The 20,146-nt window shown below is 62.0% G+C and carries 19 protein-coding genes; 9 read left to right on the forward strand and 10 right to left on the reverse strand.

Translation table 11 applies throughout. The features are described from left to right. The first annotated feature begins 18 nt into the window (after positions 1–18). From rbfA to KUW18_RS06535, 7 genes are all read left to right on the forward strand, one after another. Complete coding sequence (gene rbfA, locus KUW18_RS06505) at positions 19–435, forward strand: 30S ribosome-binding factor RbfA (RefSeq protein WP_222561015.1); 417 nt, start codon at positions 19–21, stop codon at positions 433–435. Then, positions 435–1,397 carry a tRNA pseudouridine(55) synthase TruB gene (gene truB, locus KUW18_RS06510; protein WP_206942493.1) on the forward strand — a complete coding sequence of 321 codons (963 nt, stop codon included), beginning with the start codon at positions 435–437 and terminating at the stop codon, positions 1,395–1,397. The genes rbfA and truB overlap by 1 nt, the downstream gene beginning before the upstream one ends. Positions 1,398–1,487: 90 nt before the next feature. Continuing rightward, a complete protein-coding gene (gene rpsO, locus KUW18_RS06515; protein ID WP_206942494.1) occupies positions 1,488–1,757 on the forward strand; it encodes a 30S ribosomal protein S15 in 270 nt (89 codons plus the stop codon). A gap of 203 nt (positions 1,758–1,960) precedes the next feature. Beyond that, positions 1,961–4,093 carry a polyribonucleotide nucleotidyltransferase gene (gene pnp / locus KUW18_RS06520; RefSeq protein WP_206942495.1) on the forward strand — a complete coding sequence of 711 codons (2,133 nt, stop codon included), beginning with the start codon at positions 1,961–1,963 and terminating at the stop codon, positions 4,091–4,093. A gap of 101 nt (positions 4,094–4,194) precedes the next feature. Continuing rightward, complete coding sequence (locus tag KUW18_RS06525; protein ID WP_224851887.1) at positions 4,195–5,403, forward strand: MFS transporter; 1,209 nt, start codon at positions 4,195–4,197, stop codon at positions 5,401–5,403. A gap of 63 nt (positions 5,404–5,466) precedes the next feature. Further along, entirely contained in the window at positions 5,467–5,706 is a 240-nt protein-coding gene (locus tag KUW18_RS06530; protein WP_206942497.1) for a hypothetical protein, read from the forward strand. A gap of 43 nt (positions 5,707–5,749) precedes the next feature. Next, positions 5,750–7,195: a sodium:solute symporter gene (locus KUW18_RS06535; RefSeq protein WP_409995822.1), complete on the forward strand. Its 1,446-nt coding sequence runs from the start codon at positions 5,750–5,752 to the stop codon at positions 7,193–7,195. An 88-nt stretch (positions 7,196–7,283) separates the two neighbouring features. On the opposite strand, the gene KUW18_RS06540 is transcribed toward KUW18_RS06535, so the two are convergent. The 9 genes from KUW18_RS06540 to KUW18_RS06580 form a co-directional block, all read right to left on the reverse strand. Further along, entirely contained in the window at positions 7,284–8,459 is a 1,176-nt protein-coding gene (locus KUW18_RS06540; protein WP_206942501.1) for an acetyl-CoA C-acetyltransferase, read from the reverse strand. Positions 8,460–8,668: 209 nt separating this feature from the next. Beyond that, positions 8,669–9,349: an HAD family hydrolase gene (locus tag KUW18_RS06545; protein WP_222561017.1), complete on the reverse strand. Its 681-nt coding sequence runs from the start codon at positions 9,347–9,349 to the stop codon at positions 8,669–8,671. A gap of 52 nt (positions 9,350–9,401) precedes the next feature. After that, complete coding sequence (locus tag KUW18_RS06550) at positions 9,402–10,709, reverse strand: TRAP transporter large permease (RefSeq protein WP_206942504.1); 1,308 nt, start codon at positions 10,707–10,709, stop codon at positions 9,402–9,404. Further along, on the reverse strand, positions 10,706–11,311 hold the full coding sequence (locus tag KUW18_RS06555; protein ID WP_222561018.1) for a TRAP transporter small permease: 606 nt from the start codon (positions 11,309–11,311) through the stop codon (positions 10,706–10,708). Before KUW18_RS06555 ends, KUW18_RS06550 begins: the two co-directional genes overlap by 4 nt. Positions 11,312–11,368: 57 nt before the next feature. Beyond that, positions 11,369–12,382: a TRAP transporter substrate-binding protein gene (locus KUW18_RS06560; RefSeq protein WP_222561019.1), complete on the reverse strand. Its 1,014-nt coding sequence runs from the start codon at positions 12,380–12,382 to the stop codon at positions 11,369–11,371. Positions 12,383–12,469: 87 nt separating this feature from the next. Beyond that, positions 12,470–13,450: a 2-hydroxyacid dehydrogenase gene (locus tag KUW18_RS06565; RefSeq protein WP_222561020.1), complete on the reverse strand. Its 981-nt coding sequence runs from the start codon at positions 13,448–13,450 to the stop codon at positions 12,470–12,472. A 95-nt stretch (positions 13,451–13,545) separates the two neighbouring features. Beyond that, positions 13,546–14,517 carry a sugar kinase gene (locus KUW18_RS06570; protein WP_222484442.1) on the reverse strand — a complete coding sequence of 324 codons (972 nt, stop codon included), beginning with the start codon at positions 14,515–14,517 and terminating at the stop codon, positions 13,546–13,548. After that, complete coding sequence (locus KUW18_RS06575) at positions 14,514–15,560, reverse strand: LacI family DNA-binding transcriptional regulator (RefSeq protein WP_222561021.1); 1,047 nt, start codon at positions 15,558–15,560, stop codon at positions 14,514–14,516. The genes KUW18_RS06570 and KUW18_RS06575 overlap by 4 nt, the downstream gene beginning before the upstream one ends. A gap of 377 nt (positions 15,561–15,937) precedes the next feature. Then, a complete protein-coding gene (locus KUW18_RS06580; RefSeq protein ID WP_222561022.1) occupies positions 15,938–16,630 on the reverse strand; it encodes an HAD family hydrolase in 693 nt (230 codons plus the stop codon). 282 nt (positions 16,631–16,912) lie between these two features. Between KUW18_RS06580 and KUW18_RS06585 the strand changes: the two genes are divergently transcribed. Further along, positions 16,913–17,194 (forward strand): DUF4235 domain-containing protein, encoded by a 282-nt coding sequence (locus tag KUW18_RS06585; protein ID WP_222162134.1) that lies wholly within the window; start codon positions 16,913–16,915, stop codon positions 17,192–17,194. A 588-nt stretch (positions 17,195–17,782) separates the two neighbouring features. Beyond that, positions 17,783–18,880, forward strand: coding sequence for a hypothetical protein (locus KUW18_RS06590; RefSeq protein ID WP_222561023.1), 1,098 nt, complete (start codon positions 17,783–17,785; stop codon positions 18,878–18,880). 136 nt (positions 18,881–19,016) lie between these two features. Here KUW18_RS06590 and fba read toward each other — a convergent pair whose 3' ends face one another. After that, positions 19,017–20,081 (reverse strand): class II fructose-bisphosphate aldolase, encoded by a 1,065-nt coding sequence (gene fba, locus KUW18_RS06595; protein ID WP_206942515.1) that lies wholly within the window; start codon positions 20,079–20,081, stop codon positions 19,017–19,019. Positions 20,082–20,146 lie beyond the last annotated feature (65 nt).

Here is a 20,146-nt window from a genome sequence, read left to right on the forward strand (position 1 = left end):
TTCGGGGAGTCGTTATCCATGCGCGAATTCAAGCGTACCGACCGAGTGGCCGACCAGCTCCAGAAGGAGCTGGCGGTCCTGATCCAGCGCGAGGTCAAGGACCCGCGCCTGGGGATGGTCACCGTCAGCGGCGTCGAGGTCAGCCGTGATCTTGGCTATGCCGACGTGCATATCACCCTGCTGGGGGAGCAAGACCCCGAGCGGATCAAGGAAAACCTTCAGGTGCTCAAGCGCGCTGGTGGTTTCCTGCGTAGCCAGGTGGCGCGTCGTATCAAGCTGCGCCATGTGCCGGAATTGCGCTTTCATTACGATGAAAGCGTGGTTCGCGGTCAACACCTGTCGTCCCTGATTGAGGAGGCGGTAGCGAGCGATCGTTCGCGCCACGCCGATGATCAGGATGACCCTTCCGAGGGTGAAGACGGGGCCAAGGACTAATGGCTCGTCGTCGCCGAGGATTACCGATCGACGGCGTACTGTTGCTGGACAAGCCCAAGGGCATGTCCAGCAATTTCGCATTGCAGCGGGCGAGGCGCCTGTACCAGGCGCAGAAGGCCGGTCACACCGGCACGCTGGACCCCATGGCGACGGGGCTCTTGCCGGTACTGTTCGGCGAAGCCACCAAGTTTTCCAGCCATTTGCTTGAAGCTGACAAGGTGTACCGGACCCGGGTGGAACTGGGTCGCAGCACGGACACCGGTGATGCCGAGGGCAACGTCATTGCCGAGGGTGTGGTGCCCTCGCTGTGCGAGGCGGATGTTGCATCCATGGTCGACAGCTTCATTGGTGAGCAGGATCAGCTGCCACCAATGTACTCTGCGCTGAAACATCAGGGGCGCAAGTTGTATGAACTAGCCCGAGAGGGCAAAAGCGTAGATCGTGCAACGCGACGGATAAGGGTGTATGATGCCCGGCTACTCTCGACGAGCCTTGCCGGGAATGCACCCGCCTTCGAGTTGGAGGTCCGGGTCAGCAAAGGCACTTATGTGCGTACCCTGGCCGAGGACATGGCCAAGGCGCTGGGATGCGAAGGACATATTTCGCAGCTCAGAAGGCTCAAGACAGGCCCTTTCGATGCCGAGGGCATGCTCGATTTCGAGATGCTCGAGGCCGATGACGCCGCCGCACGTGAAGCGCATCTAGCGCCGATCGACAGCCTGCTTCAGCATCTGCCGGCACACCGCCTCAGTGAGGCTGGTGCCGCGGCCATGCGCTTTGGGCGAACCGCCCGTGGCGAGGTGGAGCAGCACGCGTTGGCCCAGATGACGGCCAGCGAAGGATCACTGTATCGACTTTATCAGGGCGAGTCCTTTATCGGGCTTGGTCTGGTGGAGCCAGTCGGGGACATCGTGCCTCGGCGCCTGCTGAGTTCGTTCGTCGCGGGCTCGGGGCAAGACTGACCTCCTCAAGGGGTTGTGGCAGCTGGAGACTGCAAATATGCGTGGTCTCCGACATTCATCATTCAGGCATATTGCTTACTGGAGAGACAGATGGCACTTACCGCCGAACAGAAGGCCGACATCGTCAACGAATACGGCCGTGGTGACAACGATACCGGTTCCCCCGAGGTTCAGGTGGCCCTGCTGAGCGCCAACATCAACGGCCTGCAGGATCACTTCAAGACCAACAAGCAGGACCACCACTCCCGTCGTGGCCTGATCCGCATGGTCAACCAGCGCCGCAAGCTGCTGGACTACCTCAAGCGCAAGGATTTCGAGCGCTATCAGTCTCTGATCCAGCGTCTGGGCCTGCGTCGCTAAGCAGTGCTGACATGACAAGGCTTCCTTGTGGAAGCGGCGTCACACAAAGGGCAGTCCTTCGGGGCTGCCCTTTGTCGTTTTTGGCCGCAGTAGGGGAGGCCAGGCAGGTCCTTTGTCCTTTGTGGTGGCCCTCGCGGGTCTGACCCCCTAAAATAGTGCGCGAGTCAAAACGACCCAAACATCGAAAAGTAAAGGAAGTCGCCGTGAATCCGGTCAAAAAGACGTTTCAGTACGGTCGCAGCACCGTCACCCTGGAAACCGGGCGTATCGCCCGCCAGGCCACCGGTGCCGTGATGGTCACCATGGACGACACCGTGGTGCTGTGCACCGTGGTGGCAAGAAAGGAAGCCAATCCCAGCCAGCCTTTCTTCCCGTTGTCTGTTCATTACCAGGAAAAGACCTACGCGGTCGGCAAGATTCCTGGCGGCTTCTTCAAGCGTGAGGGACGCCCCACCGAGAAGGAAACCCTTACCTCTCGACTGATCGATCGTCCGATCCGTCCGCTGTTCCCCAAGGGCTTCATGAACGAAGTCCAGGTGATCTGCACCGTGCTGTCCACCGATCGCAACCATGATCCGGATATCGCTGCGATGATCGGCACCTCTGCCGCTCTGGCCATTTCCGGTGTGCCGTTCAATGGCCCCATCGGTGCTGCACGCGTGGCCTTCAACGAAGAGCGCGGCTACTTCCTCAACCCCACCGTGGAAGAGCTTGAAGGCTCCGAGCTGAACATGGTGGTCGCAGGGACCGAAAAGGCCGTGCTGATGGTCGAGTCCGAAGCCGAAGAGCTGCTCGAGGACGAGATGCTGGGCGCCGTGCTGTTCGGTCACCAGGAGATGCAGACCGTCATTCAGGCGATCAACGAGCTGACCTCCGAGGCCGGCAAGGCCAAGTGGGACTGGCAGCCTCCCGCCGAGAACACTGCGCTCAAGGACGCCGTCGCCCAGGGCTTCGAAGCCAAGGTCGGCGAGGCCTACCGCATCACCGACAAGATGCAGCGCCAGGATGCCCTGTCCGCGCTCAAGGCCGAGGCCGTCGCGCAACTTGCCGGTGAAGAAGAGGGCAAGTTTGACGCCTCCGAGGTCGAAGGCGCCTTCGCCGGTCTCGAGAAGCGCGTGGTGCGTGCTCGCGTGATCAAGGGCGAGCCGCGTATCGACGGTCGCGACCACAAGACCGTGCGTCCGCTGGCCATCGAGGTCGGTACCCTGCCCAAGACCCACGGCAGCGCCATCTTCACCCGTGGCGAGACCCAGGCGGTGGTCGTCGCGACCCTGGGCACCCTGCGTGACTCCCAGCTGATCGAATCGCTGGAAGGTGAGCGCAAGGACCGCTTCCTGCTGCACTACAACTTCCCCCCCTACTCGGTGGGCGAGGCTGGCTTCATGGGCGGTCCCAAGCGTCGCGAGATCGGTCACGGTCGTCTGGCCCGTCGTGGTGTCCAGGCCATGCTGCCGGCGGAAGAGGACTTCCCCTACACCATTCGCGTGGTCTCCGAGATCACCGAGTCCAACGGCTCCAGCTCCATGGCCTCCGTCTGCGGCACCTCGCTGGCACTGATGGACGCCGGTGTGCCGATCAAGGCTCCGGTGGCGGGTATCGCCATGGGCCTGGTCAAGGACGCCGACGGCTACGCCGTGCTGACCGACATTCTGGGCGACGAGGATCACCTCGGCGACATGGACTTCAAGGTGGCCGGTAGCGCCGAGGGTGTCACCGCCCTGCAGATGGACATCAAGATCGAGGGGATCGACGAGCAGATCATGGAAACGGCCCTGAACCAGGCCCATGATGCGCGCATCAGCATCCTCGAGCAGATGAACACCGTGATCGCCGAGAGCCGCGCCGAGGTATCCGACAACGCGCCCTCCATGGCCACCATCAAGATCGACCCGGACAAGATCCGCGACGTCATCGGCAAGGGCGGCGCCACCATCCGCAAGATCTGCGACGATACCGGCGCCTCCATCGACCTGGACGACGACGGCACCGTGCGTATCTACGCCGAGGACAAGAAGGCGGCCAAGAAGGCCATCGATACCGTGCTGGCGATCACCGCCGAGGCGGAAATCGGCAAGCTGTACCGCGGCAAGGTGGTGCGTATCGCCGACTTCGGCGCCTTCGTCAACATCATGCCTGGCACCGACGGCCTGGTGCACATCTCCCAGATCGTGCCAGAGCGTGTCAATGACGTGCGTGATTATCTGAACGAAGGTGATGAGGTGGTGGTCAAGGTGCTCGACATCGACAACCGCAATCGCGTCAAGCTGACCATCAAGGAAATGACCGAGGAAGAAAAGGCGGCTTTTGAAGCTGAGGAAGCCGCTACCGAGGTCTAATGACGGCAAGCCATCGACGCCCCCGTTGCTGACGCCGCGGGGGCGTTTTTGTGTTACGCCCCTGATCGTCAAGTGCGCAGGGGATGAGGTTTGAGGCAAGCATGAGTGATGAGGGTAGTGGCTCTGGCATGACGACCGTCACCCAGCGACGAGACTGGTGTGCCGTGTTCAGCGTAATGGCAGGTATCTTCCTGCTGGTCACGGCAGAACAGCTGCCTATCGGGTTGCTATCGCAGCTCGCTACGTCGCTGGATGTCAGCGAAGGGCAGGCAGGCCTGATGATTACGGTTCCTGGCGTCGTTGCCGCCTTTGCCGCGCCTTTGCTGCCGGTCGCGGTAGGGCGCCTGGACCGACGCTATCTGCTGACAGGCCTCATGCTGGTCATGACCATCGCCAGCGTGCTCGGCGCGCTGATGGACAGCTTCGCAGGGCTGTTGGCGACTCGCGTGCTCATCGGCTGCTGTATCGGCGGTTTCTGGGCCATTGCCGGTGGTTTGGCCGGCAGGCTGGTCGCGCTGGAGCATGTGCCGAGGGCGATGTCATTCATTTTCAGTGGTGTGGCAGCGGCGACGGTGTTGGGGGTTCCTGCCGGCACCTGGCTTGGAGGTGTCACTGACTGGCGTATTGCCTTTGCCGCCCTGGGTGGGCTGAGCCTGCTGGTGTGTCTCTGTCTATGGCAGCTGCTGCCGTCCTTGCCCGCGCAGAAACCGGTGCGTCTGGTAAGCCTGGGCGGACAGCTGAAACTGCCAGGCGTGTGTATCGGTGCACTCGCAACTGCCCTGATCGTGGTCGGCCACTTCGCCGCCTATACCTTTATCAGCCCCATTTTGCAGCGACTCGGGGGAATCCCATTGAGTGATGTCTCGCGTCTGTTGCTGCTGTTCGGTGCTGCCGGTCTGATGGGCAATTTCATTGCCGGTGGGCTGGCGGGCCGCCAGCCGTATCTGACGGTGCTATTGATTCCTCTGGTGCTGGCTGGGGTGGCGCTGGGCTTTCCGTGGTTTGGCGTCACAGCGACCGGCGCAAGCGCGCTGTTGATGCTGTGGGGATTTGTGTTCGGTGGCATTTCGGTCAGCCTTCAAACCTGGATACTGCGCTCGGCGACCAATCCGGAAGCGGCCACCGCCATGATGGCCTTCGTCTTCAACCTATCGATTGGTCTTGGCGCCCTGTCCGGCGGGCGGGTGGTCGATAGCTGGGGACTGTCGTCGGTACTCCTGGCAGCGGGTGGCCTGTTCTCCCTCGCCGCTTTGCTGGTGCTGGCGACACCCTCACGCGTGGTGGGCCGTCAGCGATCCTCCCACGGGTGAGGGCGTACAACGGCCTAATCTTGCGTGTTTCTTTTCATCAAGTATCGAACGTGAGGAATGCTGATGCTTCCATCCTTCGTGCGCCCGTCCTCCTGGCGAGGCTGGCTGTTGCTGGGGATCTTTGGGGTGATCGTGCTGGCCGGGGTGTGGCCCGTGATCGAATGGATCAACCGGGCCGAGTTGGTGCTGGGCGTCCCCGCTATCGTGGCCTGGAGCTATGTGATCTTGCTGTGCTGCGTGCTGGCGATGCTGCTGGGAAATCGTTTGCTTCGAGAGAAAGGAGAGGATGACGGTGAGCACTGAATGGCTGCCGCTTGGTCTGACATTGGGCTATGTTCTGGTGGCGATGGTGATTGGTCTGGGTGGGCGTCGTCGCGGATCCCGCCCAGCGTCAACCCTGGAGGAATGGGGAGTCGCGGGGCGCAGCATGGGGCCGGTCACACTGTATCTGTTGATTGCCGCCGGTAGCGTCAGTGCCTACACCTTCATGGGGGCACCGGGTTGGGCCTATGCCAAGGGCATTCCGGTGTTCTATGTGGTGGTCTATCTGGGGTATCTCGCGCTGGTAGCGTGGTACTTCGGGCCCAAGGTATGGGCCTTTGGCGCCCACTTTGGTCATGTTACCCAAGCCAGCGCCATCGCCGATCGCTATCAGAGTCGAGCGCTTGGTGCTCTCGCTGCGCTGGTGATGGCGGTGGGGTCATTGGCCTATGCGGTCCTGCAGACGGTCGGCTCGGCTTACATTCTGCACGTGATGAGTGGCGGCCTGATACCGGTATGGGCGGGGGTTGTGGTCGTCCTTGGCGCCATTGCTGTGTATCTCACCCTGCGTGGTCAGCGTGCCATCGGCCGCACCAATGTGTTTCAGGGGGTGCTGATGTTCGTGGTGGCCTGGATAGTAGGCCTGTGGGCCACCCATGTGTTTACCGGTGGCTGGCAGTTTGCCGATGTCTATCAGCAGGTCCTTGAACAGCGTCCTGAGTACCTGACGCTGCCCGGCGCCGGAGGCGACATGAGTTTTGCCTTCTGGACCACATCGATCATCGTATCCATGCTGTCTTTCATGCCGCCGGTATGGACCCAGTGGATGAGTGCCACTTCAGCGCGCTCCCTGCGTCTCGCTGCCACCTGGCTGCCTAGCTACTACCTGGTGATCCTGCCGTTGGTGACGGTGGGCTTTATCGGCGTATTTGCCCTTCCTGGTCTGGATCGAGCGGACACGGTGGTACTCGAATATGCGATGACGCATTTGCCTGTGGTGCTGGTGGGGCTGCTGGGTGCCGGGACTCTGGCGGCGTCCATGTCGTCTTCGGAGCCCTTTATCCATTCCGTGGCACTGAGCCTGAGCCGCGATGTGATCGCGCCCTGGGCCGGGTGGTCAGATGAGCGGGCGGGGCAATGGGCGAAGCGCCTGGTGGTCGCTCTGATGGCTCTGATCATTGCCCCTCTGGCCATTGCTGAGCCAGGTAGCCTGGTCATGATCCTGCTGATTGGTCTGGGGTTCGCCTCGCAGGTGGTACCGGCATTTATTGGCATGTTCTTCTGGCCCAGAGCGAACGCGCCAGGGGTCATCGCGGGTATCCTCGCCGGGTTTATCGTGACGGTGACCTGCATCACGCTGTGGCCGCATCCGCTGGGTATACACGCTGGGTTCTGGGGGATGATGATCAATCTGCCGGTGTTCGTCGGCGTGACGCTGATGACCTCGCCCACCGACCCGGCGGTGGTGGACCGCTTCTTCCGCCTTGCGGCCCCCTGGTGGACGACGCGTGGCGTGCAGGCAGAAGCGTGATCACGCCTGATGGCGTGTTACCCAGATATGCAAAACCCCCGCCGTTGGCGGGGGTTTTGCTGTGCTTCCACTGTGGTCGACCTGTCGATCAGCGCTCGATGGCAAGCGCCACGCCCTGACCACCGCCGATACACAGGGTGGCCAGGCCTTTCTTGGCGTCACGGGCGATCATCTCGTGGACCAGGCTGACCAGGATACGGCAGCCGGAGGCTCCGATCGGGTGACCGATAGCGATAGCGCCACCGTTGACGTTGATCTTGGAGGTGTCCCAGCCCAGTTCCTTGTTGACGGACAGTGACTGGGCGGCGAAGGCTTCATTGGACTCGATAAGATCCAGCTCTTCATGGGTCCAGCCGGCCTTTTCCAGGCAGCGGCGAGTGGCCGGTGCCGGTCCGATGCCCATGATGGCGGGGTCAACGCCAGCGTTGGCGTAGGCCTTGATACGGGCCAGCGGCGTCAATCCGAGAGCTTCTGCCTTGGCAGCGGAACACAGCATGACGACGGCGGCGCCATCGTTGATGGAGGACGCATTGCCAGCGGTCACGGTGCCATCTTTCTTGAAGGCGGGGCGCATGCCACCAAGCTTTTCCGCGGTGACCTCGCGCGGGTTTTCGTCGGTGTCAAAGACGACCGGGTCACCCTTGCGCTGCGGGATCTCGATAGGAACGATCTGACCCTTGAAGCGGCCTTCCTTTATGGCTGCGGCCGCCTTCTGCTGAGAGGCAGCGGCAAACTCATCCATGTCTTCGCGAGTGATACCGTATTTTTCTGCCAGGTTTTCGGCGGTGATGCCCATGTGGTAGTTGTTGAAGGCGTCCCACAGGCCATCATTGACCATGGAGTCGACCGCTTTCCAGTCGCCCATGCGCTGGCCGGTGCGCGAATTTGGCAGCACGTGGGGTGCCAGAGACATGTTCTCCTGGCCACCGGCGATGATCACCTCGGCGTCGCCCAGCATGATCGCCTGAGCACCCAGGTGCAGCGCCTTGAGGCCGGAACCGCAGACCTTGTTGATGGTCATGGCAGGTACGGCGTCGGGCAGGCCTGCCTTGATCGAGGCTTGGCGTGCTGGATTCTGGCCTACTCCCGCGGTGAGTACTTGCCCCAACAGAACTTCGTCGACCTCTTCCGGCTTGATGCCGGTCTGCGCTATCACGTCCTTGATCACGGCGGCTCCCAGGTCGCTGGCGGGAATGCCGGCGAGCGAGCCTCCGAAGGAACCAACGGCGGTACGACGTGCAGCAACGATCACCACTTCTTGCATGGAGTGTCTCCTGACTTGTAGGGGCTGTCCCGTCAGCATAGGGAGCCTTGTGCAGCGCGGCAATCCCCGGATGCCGGGTTTCTACGGGGGACTTTAGTATAGCTACCGGGTCTGGTTTTGGAGGCGTTGTGGCCAATCGCGCATAGAGGCAAGGCTCCTCTCATCAAGCCAATACGGATGTATGGCGAGGGGAGCCGCCCCCCGGTGACTTACATCGTGGCCTTGGCGGCGAGGCGCTCGATGGTGTCGACCAGCTGGTCTGCATGGGTAATACCCACCGCCCCTTCCGGGGTGTCTTCTTCTTCCGGGAAGTGGTTGATGTGAATCACCTGCATTCCTGCCTTGAGGCCTGCTTCGACACCGACGGCGGCATCATCGATGACGACGCAGTGCTCGGGGGATACGCCCATGGCCTCTGCAGCGGCTAGGTAGAGTCCCGGGTCCGGCTTCCATACACCCAGCTCGTAAGCGCTGAAGAGGTGATCGCCGAAGTGCGGGGCCAGTCCGCTGGTTTCCATAGCCAGTCGAATCTTGGCGATAGGGCCGTTGGAGGCTACCGCCTTGGGGTGGTCGGCCAGGGCGTCCAGCGCCTGCGGGATACCCGCTATCGGCACGAGTTCCTGCTCCATGCGCTCGGCCATGTTGGCGCGCAGGCGATCTTCCATGATCTGACGCTGGTCGTCAGCCAGCGAGCCGAAACGTCTTTCCAGCTCCTGCACGATGTCGAGAAAGCGGACGCCGCGAAATTCCTCCATGTACTGTTCGGCGGAAAACGGCAGGCCAAAGGGCGGAAAGGTGTCGGCCATGGCACGCGCCAGCAACGGCTCGCTGTCTACCAGGGTGCCGTCGGAATCGAACAGCAGGCAAAGGGGCGGCTGAGTCTGGGACATGGGTTCCTCATTGATGGAGCGGCGACCGCGTCGACGGTCGCCACCAGGATGGTCAGACAAAATCCGGTGCAATCAGACGGGGTATGGTCAGCACGATGTCGGGGAAGACAATCAGCAGCAAAATGACCGCCAGCATGATCGACAGGTACAGCATGGTCGTGCCAAGCGCCTTGAGCAGGGGGATTCCCCCGATCTTGGCGGATATCATCAAGCACAGTCCATAGGGTGGAGTGATCAGCCCTAGGCCGAGGGCCATGACGGCGATGACGCCGAACTGCACGGGATGAACGCCCGCCTGCATGGCCAGGGGCTGGAAGATCGGTGCCATGATGGCCATTGCCGGCAGTGAATCCATGAAGGTACCGATGACCAGCATGACCACCGTCATGATGATGAGCAAGGTGATCGGGTCGGTGATGTTGACGCCTTGCATCAGCTTGGGAGGTATCTGGTAGAAGCTGATCAGGTAGCCGAAGATGGCCGCGCCGACGAGGCTGAAGAGCGACAGCGAGCACAGCCGTACCGTGTCGGTGGACGCATCCAGTACTTGGCGGAAGCTCAGCTCCCGATAGACGATGAAGCCCAGGGCCAGGGCGTACAGCACGGCGATCACGGCGGCCTCTGTCGGGGTGACGATACCCAGCGTGATGCCGCCAATGATGACTACCGGTATGCCGGCAGCCAGCAGCCCGTCCTTGCCGGAACTGGCCAGTTGTCGCCAGCTGGCGCGGGGACGCACGGGCACCTGGTAGCGACGCACATAGCCGACGTTCATCAGCAGCTGTGCGATGCCGATCATCACCCCTGGCAAGATACCACCGAGAAACAGACCCGCAATGGAGGTGTTGGTCAGCGCTCCCCAGACGATCATGTTGATCGACGGGGGAATGATGATGCCCATCACCGATGATGCTGCCGTCACGGCAACGGCAAAGTGAGTGGGGTAGCCCTCTCGCTGCATGGCTGGAATCAGCACGGTGCCGACGCCTGCGCTATCGGCAGTAGACGAACCCGATACGCCGGCAAACAGCATGCTGACCATGACATTGACGTGGGCCAGGGCGCCTTTGACATGACCCACCAGGCGCATGCACAGGGTGATCAGGCGATCCGTGATACGCGCAGCGTTCATCAGATTGCCAGCCAGCAGAAACAGCGGCACGGCGAGCAACACGAAGGAGTCCATGCCGTTGTACATGCGCTGGAACATGACCCAGTAGGTCAGGCGGGGGTCGAGTATCACCATGCCGACCGCCGTCAGTACCAGCGCCATGGCAATCGGCACGCCCACCACAATCAGTACGCCAAGCAGGCCGAACAGCAGCCACGGCAGGATAAAGAGTGCATCCATGGAGATCATGAGGGCCTCCCGTCACTAGCGTCCTGAGAGGGCGCCTCCAAGGTCACCTGGTGACCTTGCTGCGCATCGATGGATTCCTGTACGGGGTCCGGAGTGTTCATGGCAGCTTCCATGCTATCGAGGCCGTCGAGTGCGGCACGGACCAGACGTTCGATGGCGAACAACATGATGAACACGCCGCAGACCATGAAGGTGGCGTAGACGAAGATCATCGACATGCCGGAGGCCGTGGCGCTGCGACGAAGACCCGAGAGGGCGAACTCCTGGCCGTGCACGACGAAGATCGTGCCGACGGCAAGACAGGCAAGATCACGTATCCAGCGGGTCAGTCGATCGGCGCGGGAACCTCGCGGAAAGGCTTCCAGCACGAAGTGATCCGCATGCAGCACGCCAATGGCGGTGCCGAGCATGATCATCCACTGGAACGCAAATCGGCTGAACTCTTCTGTCCAGTACAGGCGAGGCAGCAACGGCAGGTTGCGGCTGACGATTTGATAGATGATCAGGGCGATAAAGCCGAACAGCAGGGCCAGCAATACCCAGTGCAGCAGTTTCTCCAGGGCGCGATTGATGCGCGCAAGAAGATCCAGGAAGAGCCTCATGGCTTCATCCTCTTGAGACGGTGGGCACCGGGGCAGGCCCCGGTGCTTGAAGGATCATTACTCGGCGTTGACGATCATCTGGTGGAGCTCGCTCAGCCCCATTTCGTCAATCACTTTGGCGAGCGGTTCACGTACGATCTGTTGCATCTGCTCGCGGTCGAGCTCATGCAGGGTGGCCCCTTCTTCCACCAGCAGCTCGAGTGCTTCGGCATCTTGTTCGAGCTGCACGCCGCGGGCGTAGCTGGCGGCCTGGCTGGCGGCTGCCATGACCGCTTCCTGCTGGGCATCGTCCAGCCGGTCCCAGGTCAGTTCCGACATGGTCAGCAAGCGCACGGTGATGTCATGCTCGGACAGACCGATATGGGGCGCTACCTCGTGGAAGCGCATGCGGTGGATCCACTCGGCTTCATTGAGCAGGCCATCAATGGCACCCAGTTGCAGACCGGTGTAGATCTCTTTCCATGCCATGACGGTCGGGTCTGTCCCCAGCGCCGACCAGGCGGTGATGAGGGGCTTGGTAGGATTGGTGCGCAGTTTCATGCCATCGAGATCATCGAGACTTTCCAGCGGGCGGCTGGAGACGATCTGGCGCTTGCCGCCACCAAAGAACGCCAGCACTTTCACGCCGGTTTCGGCGGTGATCTGGTCGGCGATTTCCCGGCCCACGTCGCCGTCCAGGACGGTCTGCCAGTGCTCCTGATCGCGATACAGGAAGGGGATGGAGAAGACATTGGCCGTGTCAGAGAAGTCGGTGATCAAGCCGGGGTTGACGATGGACATATCCAGGGCGCCAGCCATCAGCTGTTCAAACATCTCGGTCTCGTGGCCAAGCACGGAATTTCCCATGATCTGGACGCCAAGATCGACGTCCTGCTCTTCCAGCAGTTCCTTGAACCGGGTGGCGCCCAGGTGATAGGCGGTGTCTTCCGTGCCGCCATGACCAAAGCGCAGGTCGTAGGCGTGAACCGGGGCGGTAAGACTCAGTCCTGCGACCAGCGTGGCGCCGGCCAACAGGCTCTGGCCGAGGCGAGTCAGGGTAGTGCGGCGGGAGGGGGCGAGGGCGTGTGTCATGATTACCTCAATTATTGTGGTATGCATCTGGGGTGTTACAGGTGGAGCCGGTGAAACGGGAGACCTGCCGAAGCTGTCGCCCGGCGTCTATCCGTCGTTCAGTTCGTCTGCATTGACCGGGCTCAGTGGGCGTTGGCCGCTGAGCGCCAGGCGAATATTGTCGATAGCGCGCTGAGCCATGGCCGTGCGGGTTTCGTGAGTGGCGGAGCCAATGTGGGGTAGCGCCACCACGTTGGCCATGTGCGGCAACGGGGAGTCGGCGGGCAAGGGTTCCTTCTCGAATACGTCGAGACCGGCTGCATGCAGGGTGCCGTCCTTGAGCGCTGCAATCATGGCGGCTTCATCGACCACCTTGCCGCGGGCCACATTGACGAAGATCGCTCCGGCCTTCATGCGGGCGAACTCGGCGGCACCGATCAGCTTTTCCGTTTCTTCGGTCAGTGGCACCGTGACACAGACGATGTCCGCTTCTTCCAGCAATTGATCGAGCTCTCGGTGCTGTGCACCCAGTTCTGCGTCCAGTGCCGGCTTGGGCGAGGCCTTGGCGTAGAGAATCTTCATACCGAAGCCCAGCGCACCGCGACGGGCGATGGCGGCACCGATACGCCCCATGCCGACCATGCCTAAGGTCTTGCCGTGCACGTCGGTACCGAAGTGAGATTTGCCGATACTTTCTGTCCACTTGCCTTGTTTGATCAGCTCGGCCAGCTCGATGGCGCGCCGGGCGGTACTCATGATCAACAAGAAGCCGGTGTCGGCGGTGGTCTCGGTCAGCACATCCGGCGTGTTACACAGCAAGATGCCGCGACGGGTCAGCTCATCGACAGGGTAATTGTCATAGCCCACCGAGATACTGGCGATGGCCTTGAGCTGCGGGGCCCGATCAAGCAGGGCTGGAGTGATCTTGAGGCTGGCGCCGACCAGTCCGTGGGCCCGTGACAGGGCGTCCATGAATGCAGGGTCATCGGCATGGGTCACGTGAGGCAGATAGTCGACCTCGAAGTCAGCGCGAAGGCTGTCGAGCTGATCGGCGCTGATCTCGCGAAACACCAGAATACGTCGGGTCATGGGGGACTCTCTTGTCGTTGTCGCGGTTGTTGTTACTGTCGTGGCCGTCAGTGGGAGTGTTGCCGCGAGGATGTCCCTGGCGGCAACGCCACGGCTCAGGCAGGCAGCGCGGCTTCCAGCTGGCCCAGCCGAGCACGACTCGGCAAGCCTTCCATGTCGCCCAGGACTTGCACCTGCGCGGCACCGATCAGGTTGGCGCGCTTGAGCGCCTCACGGGGGTCCAGGCCGTCCAGCATGGCGCTGATGAAACCTACCGCGAAGCCGTCGCCAGCACCGACTGTATCCACCACCTTGGCAACCGGCACGCCGGGTACGGTGAAAGCCTCATCGTGACCTGTGAGACGGCCGCGGTAGAAACTGCCTTCAGGCCCCAGCTTGATCACCACCGCCTCAGCACCCTGGTCCAGGTAGAAGCCTGCGATGTCATGGGCCGTGTCTTGGCCGGTCAACAACCTGCCCTCGGCAAGGCCCGGCAAGACCCAATTGGCATGGGCGGCAAGCTCATTGAGGGTCGTGCGCATCTGCTGCTCGCTGGCCCACAGGGTGGGGCGGAGATTGGGGTCGAACGATACGCTGACCCCATGCTGGCGGGCCTGGCCCAGTAGATGGCGCGATAGCTCCAGACAACTCGCCGATACGGCGGGCGTGATGCCGGTTGCATGGAGGTGCCGCAGCGATGGAATGTCGATCTGGGCTGCGTCCGCCACCGACATCTGGCTGGCGGCGCTGTTCTTGCGCAGGTACTCGACCTTCGGGTCGGCGCCTCCCTCGGCGCGTTCCTTGAACACCAGGCCAGTGGCATGGTCCGGGTCGGTGGTCAGATAGCGGCAGTCGAGACCTTCTTTTTCCAGCGTCGAGCGCAGATAGCGACCAAAGCTGTCGTTGCCGACACGACTCATCCAGCCAACGTTGAACCCCAGTCTCGACAGGCCGATGGCGACGTTGGTATCGGCCCCCGCGCAGCCGCGTGAGAAGCGTTCGACGTCGGCCAGATCGCCAGGCACGTCGGCAACGAACAGGGCCATGGCCTCGCCGAAGGAAAGAATGTCGGGAGTATCGTGGTTCATGATGAAATCTCGGGTAATGAAGAGGTGGCCAGTGGCCGCTGGGTCGATCCTCTCGGAACAAGGGTAGGGGCGAACATGTGGCGACGCGCTGCTGTCGCCTGATGGCTGCTGCGCTGCTTCAGACAGTCAACAGCAGCCTGGCCGATCAGGTCGGTGGGCTGCTCCAGCGTGGTGATACCGGGATCGGTCAGGTCGCACCACTCTAGCTCGTCGATACCCATCAACCCGATCTCTCCCAGGGGGTAGCCGAGGTATTTCATCCGTCGTGCCACGGCCAGGGTGACCTGGCCGTTGGCACAGAGAACGGCGCAGGACGGATGAGGGTGATCCACATGACGGGCAAGCGCCGCGTCCAGCGCCTGGTGGTCTTTCAGCTCGAGCGCCAGCGAGTGTGCATCAAGAGCGCGTGCGTGACATTGCGTCTCAAAACGCTCCAGGCGGGCCTGGCGTGAGCTCGCCTGAGCTGGGGGCTCAGACACAAACAGCAGGCGGGTGTAGCCCTGCTCGACCAGGTGGTCGATGGCCATATCGATGGCGGTGGCGTTATCCAGGCCCACCTCATCGACATCGACTCCCTTGAGCGAACGATCCAGCAGCACCATCGGAGTTCCGCTCGCCGCCAGCTGTGCTAGCGCATCGCTGTGGCGGCCCGCCGCATTCACCACCAGTCCTTCGATACGATAGGAGGACAGTAACGCCAGCTGCTGGCGCTCCTGATCAAGGTCGTTGTCACTGTTGCATAGCATGAGCGACAGTCCGGCCTGTCGGCAGGCCTTTTCCACGCCGTGCATGATGGCGACGGAGTACGGATTGTGGATATCGGCGACCAGCATGCCGATCAAGCCAGAGGGACCTCCTTTGAGTCCTCTGGCCATGGGGTTCGGTTGATAGCCCAAGGCCGTTGCCGCCGCCACGATACGCTCCTGCATGGCCGTAGACAGGCGCTCGCGCTCACCGCTGTAGTAGCGGGACACACTGGTCTTGGAGACCCCGGCTTCGCGGGCAACTTCCAGAATCGTGGCGCGGTGTTGTCGTTGGTTCATGCTCTGGCAGAGTCTCAGGCGGGGTTGATGGCGCGAAGAAGATATGGGTTCAAGAGGTGGCCATGGCGGCAGCGTCACGCCACTCTGGGTCAAAATGGGAACGTTCCCATATGGTGCAAAGCTTAGGCGTCAAGGCGGGCGTCGGGCAAGACGTCAGGGCTTAGACAAAGGTCGGGTGTGACGCGCATCAATGAAAAGGCCCGGCAGCAAGCCGGGCCATGAAAAGCAGAAGTGGGCGACCTTAGGGCAGCGCTGAAGTCCTCAGCCGAGCGGCCCAAGGCGACCGCGCAGAACCCGAAGCCTATGCGGTATAGCTGAGAAGTGCGAACAGCGCGCAACGCAGTGAATCGTCGGCGCAGGCCTTTATGTCGTGTTTCTTAGCCGCTGGATATCATCGAGTGGCGGTCGCGGTCGCGCTGGAGGCGGCCGATGACGGTGGGCAGTTGAAACATGCTGGTGATCATGTGGGCGCCCTCAGGGGTTTCCTCTGCATCGGCAAAGCGATTGAGGTGTATCACCGTCATGCCGGCAGCAAGGGCCGCCTGGACACCAACGATGGCATCGTCGATGGCCACGCAGTCCTCGGCGGCGAAGCCCATGATGCTTGCCGCGTGAAGATACAGGCAGGGATCAGGCTTCCAGCAATTGGCGGTGTAGCCGCTGAAGAGCCGGTTGCCAAAGACCTCCGTCAAGCCAACGGTGGCCAGCGACGTGCGCACCTTGTTTTCGGGCCCATTCGAGACCACGCCCATGGAATAGCGGGATAACGCTGCCAGCGCTTCGGTGGCGCCGGCAATTGGCGTCAGGTCGGTGGCCAGGCGGCGGTTGAGGTTGGCACGCATGCTGGCTTCGAGAGACTCGAGGTGGTCGGGGTCGACACGGCCATGCTGAGCCTCGAGCGCCGCGACGATATTGCGAAACCGCGCCCCGCGAAAATCGCCCATGTAATCTTCGGCCCTGAAGGGAAGGCCGGCTGCAGTCAGGCTGACGGCCATTTCTGCCGCCAGCAGTGGCTCGCTGTCTACCAGCGTGCCGTCACAGTCAAATAGAAGGCATAGAGGGCGGGGCATGGGAGCGACCTCGCGAGTCGTGCAATAGCGTTATCGAACAGTGTTGCAGATTTCCGCGGAGTCTGCCTGTGTTCGTAGGCGAAAACCATAATTTTTGAACACTGTTTTCTCACGCTGCGCATTGTGCACTATTGCGGTGCATGAATGACCGGTTTGAGGGGAGGGGGCGGTCTTGGCTATGCTGATTTGGCGTGATGTTCGACATCTCACATTCGGGGAAGGAGTACCCGTTTGATTTGCCCGCCAGTGAAGCGGGCATCGTCAACGTTCAAGGAGGTAAATGTGAAGGAAGAGACACTGTGGTCCATTGTCGGATCCGTCGCCGCGGTAGGGGCCAGCCTGATGTCGAGACAGGCAGCCGAGAAGACGTATCGCAAGGTGGCGGATGCCGAGCCGCCGGATAATCCTGAGCGGGACGACGTGCGCTGGCGAGACGCGCTGCTTTGGGGCGCTGCCACGGGAGTCCTGGTGGGCGTAGCGCGGGTAGTCGGGCGCAGCGCCGGCAACAAGGCCCTCGCTCAGCGCCGGCGCTCGCGGCACCGTCTGCCTCGACCCGGCAAGTAGACGTTTCGCGGGTGTGGTTGTGTGTCTGGCGCTCAGGGCGCCAGACACCTCCATGATGCCTGGCGGTGCCCCTCATGACGTGACCTTCCTCTGGGCCTGGCCCACCAGCTCCACCGCTTTCGCGCCGCGCATGCAAAAGCCTTGGGCGATGGCGGCTGTCCCAGCCCAAGCCCCAGCCCAAGCCCCAGCCCCAAGTCTCCCGGGGGGCGGATAACGCATTGTCCGCAGAGACGTTCCGGGTGAGCCCTTATTTTCCTGTCTCAGTAGCGCTTGCCCGGGTCGATGCCCCTGTCAGCCAATGGCCTCCCCTCCTGAGAGCCCTCGCTAGTCACTGCGCTGTAGTGCGCCATGTCTATCGCTTGGGCACAGCTATGTCTCAGGGGAAATGATGAGATGTGTTTCACTCGCGGAGAGCTCCAGCGTCCGACAAGAAGGGCGTGCCTTCGAGTTGCCCTGAACGAATGCGCCACCCGCCGTAGGGTCAAGATCGTGTCATGACCTAGACGGCTGGCACCGCGCGCTTCCCCGAGTGGACGAGATCATTTATCGACATGAGTAGAAAGACATGAGTAGACGAGGGCCGCGACGATGACGCCGCTTTGGAAGGCATACCGGTTCGTGCGCCGCGAAAAACGCACTGCCGAGGCGGCCTTGTCTCGGGAGGCGTTGATCGACGTGCTGGACCGTGCCCGGGACCGGGGAATCTCTCTGAACCCGCGACCCTCCGCCGGCATGACGGCGCTAGGCTTGCTGTGCTTGTTGCTCGGGACGTTGGGCTTTGTCATTACGCTGGCGGGGGGGCTTTCCTGGCCGTGGCTGTTGCCCCTGGCGGTGATCGGGGTGGCTCTGCTTGGGTTTGACTTCCATGCCACCGAAAATGTCGCCGCCTTTCTGCGTCAGCTGGTGCAGCGCGCGGCAGAGCTGGACTTTCGCCTGGCCGAGCCGGACGTGGATCTTGGCGCCATGCTGGCGACGCTGCGCGGCAAGATCACCGATTTTCAGCGGACATACTCAGACAATGGCGAGCTGCTCTATTGTCGCAAGGCGATCGATGAGCGTGTTGCGGGTGAGTACTGGGTTTACCGGTTTGCCTATGACGAGGGTACGGACAAGGACCGCCGCACCTACTATCGCAATGGTTTGATCTGCGATCTGCAACATGTCGCGGCGGTGGATCTTTGCAACCTGCGAGAGGGGAAATGGCGCCCGCTGCATCATGGCAGTACAGGTGAGGTGTGGGGAGAAGGCGACTTCGCCCGTTACTTCGTTGCCTGTACGGAAGAGAGCGAGGCACTGGCGGCGTTTCTCTCCGGCGATGTGATCGATACGCTGGTGCGGCTGGCGCGAAGCCTGCCGGACCTCAATGTGCAGGTGACACGGGACCACTTGCTGTGTCTGTCCTGGTCGGGAGAAGACCCCTATGCGCGTCTGTTCGAGCCTGTCGCCGCCAATGGTCCGTCCCTGGCGCCCTTCACCGCCAGCCATGCACCGGGTGAGGATCCCGATGAGGTCTATCGGTCTCTGGAGCGCCGACTGCGTGCTCCGCGCCAGCTGACAGCGCTGGAGCCGGTGTTGGACGCCATTGCGGATATTCGTGCAGACCTGTCACTCGCCACGCACAGAGCGGACAGCAACATTCCGTTGAGGCGGCGCCTGGAAGACGCTACCGACTCAGCCACAGGATGATGGCTGTGGGCTGCGGATCAGTGAGGTACCGTCTGCGCTCTGACGAATCAGCGCCTGCTCCGCAGCCGATACTACAACGCCCTCGCCTCCTTGGGAGGCGAGGGCGTATCGATCCAGCGGGCTGCTCGCGGTGGTGTTACTTCACCTTGGGGTCCAGCTCTCCGCGGGCATAACGCTCGAACATGTCGTCCAGGCTGATCGGCTTGATCTTGCTGGCATTGCCGGCAGTGCCGAAGGCCTCATAGCGGGCGATGCAGATATCCTTCATGGCCGTCACGGTCAGCTTGAGGAACTTGCGCGGATCGAACTCTGCCGGGTTTTCAGCCAGGAAGCGGCGCACGGCACCCGTGGAGGCGAGACGCAGGTCGGTATCGATGTTGACCTTGCGCACACCGTGCTTGATGCCTTCGACAATTTCCTCAACGGGTACACCGTAGGTCTCGGGAATCGCCCCGCCGTGGGCGTTGATGACCTGGAGCCATTCCTGGGGCACGCTGGAAGAGCCATGCATGACCAGGTGGGTGTCCGGAATACGCTCGTGGATTTCCTTGATGCGCTGGATCGACAGCGTGTCGCCGGTCGGCGGGCGAGTGAACTTGTAGGCACCGTGGCTGGTGCCGATGGCGATTGCCAGGGCATCGACACCGGTGGACTTGACGAAGTCAGCCGCTTCTTCCGGATCCGTCAGCAGTTGGTCATGGCTGAGCTTGCCTTCCGCGCCGATACCGTCTTCTTCGCCGGCCATACCGGTTTCCAGGCTGCCCAGGCAACCCAGCTCGCCTTCCACGGACACGCCGCAGGCATGGGCCATATCGACCGTACGGCGAGTGACGTCGACGTTGTAGGCGTAGTCGGTAGGCGTCTTGCCATCTTCGCCGAGTGAGCCGTCCATCATGACGGAAGAGAAACCGAGCTGGATGGAGCGTTGGCACACCGCGGGGCTGGTGCCGTGATCCTGGTGCATGACCACCGGGATATGCGGAAACTCTTCAACAGCGGCGAGGATCAGGTGGCGCAGGAAGGGAGCGCCGGCGTATTTACGCGCCCCTGCGGAGGCCTGCAGGATGACCGGTGAGTCGGTGGCATCGGCCGCTTCCATGATGGCGCGGACTTGCTCAAGGTTGTTGACGTTGAAGGCCGGGACGCCGTAGCCGTGTTCGGCGGCGTGATCCAGCAGTTGGCGCATGCTGACGAGTGCCATGGAGATACCTGAATCTATTAGGGGTAAGGGGCGTGCCGCAGGCACGCCCATGACGTAATCGGGTG

Source organism: Halomonas sp. DP5Y7-2, from assembly GCF_019802025.1.
Taxonomy (GTDB): domain Bacteria; phylum Pseudomonadota; class Gammaproteobacteria; order Pseudomonadales; family Halomonadaceae; genus Halomonas; species Halomonas litopenaei_A.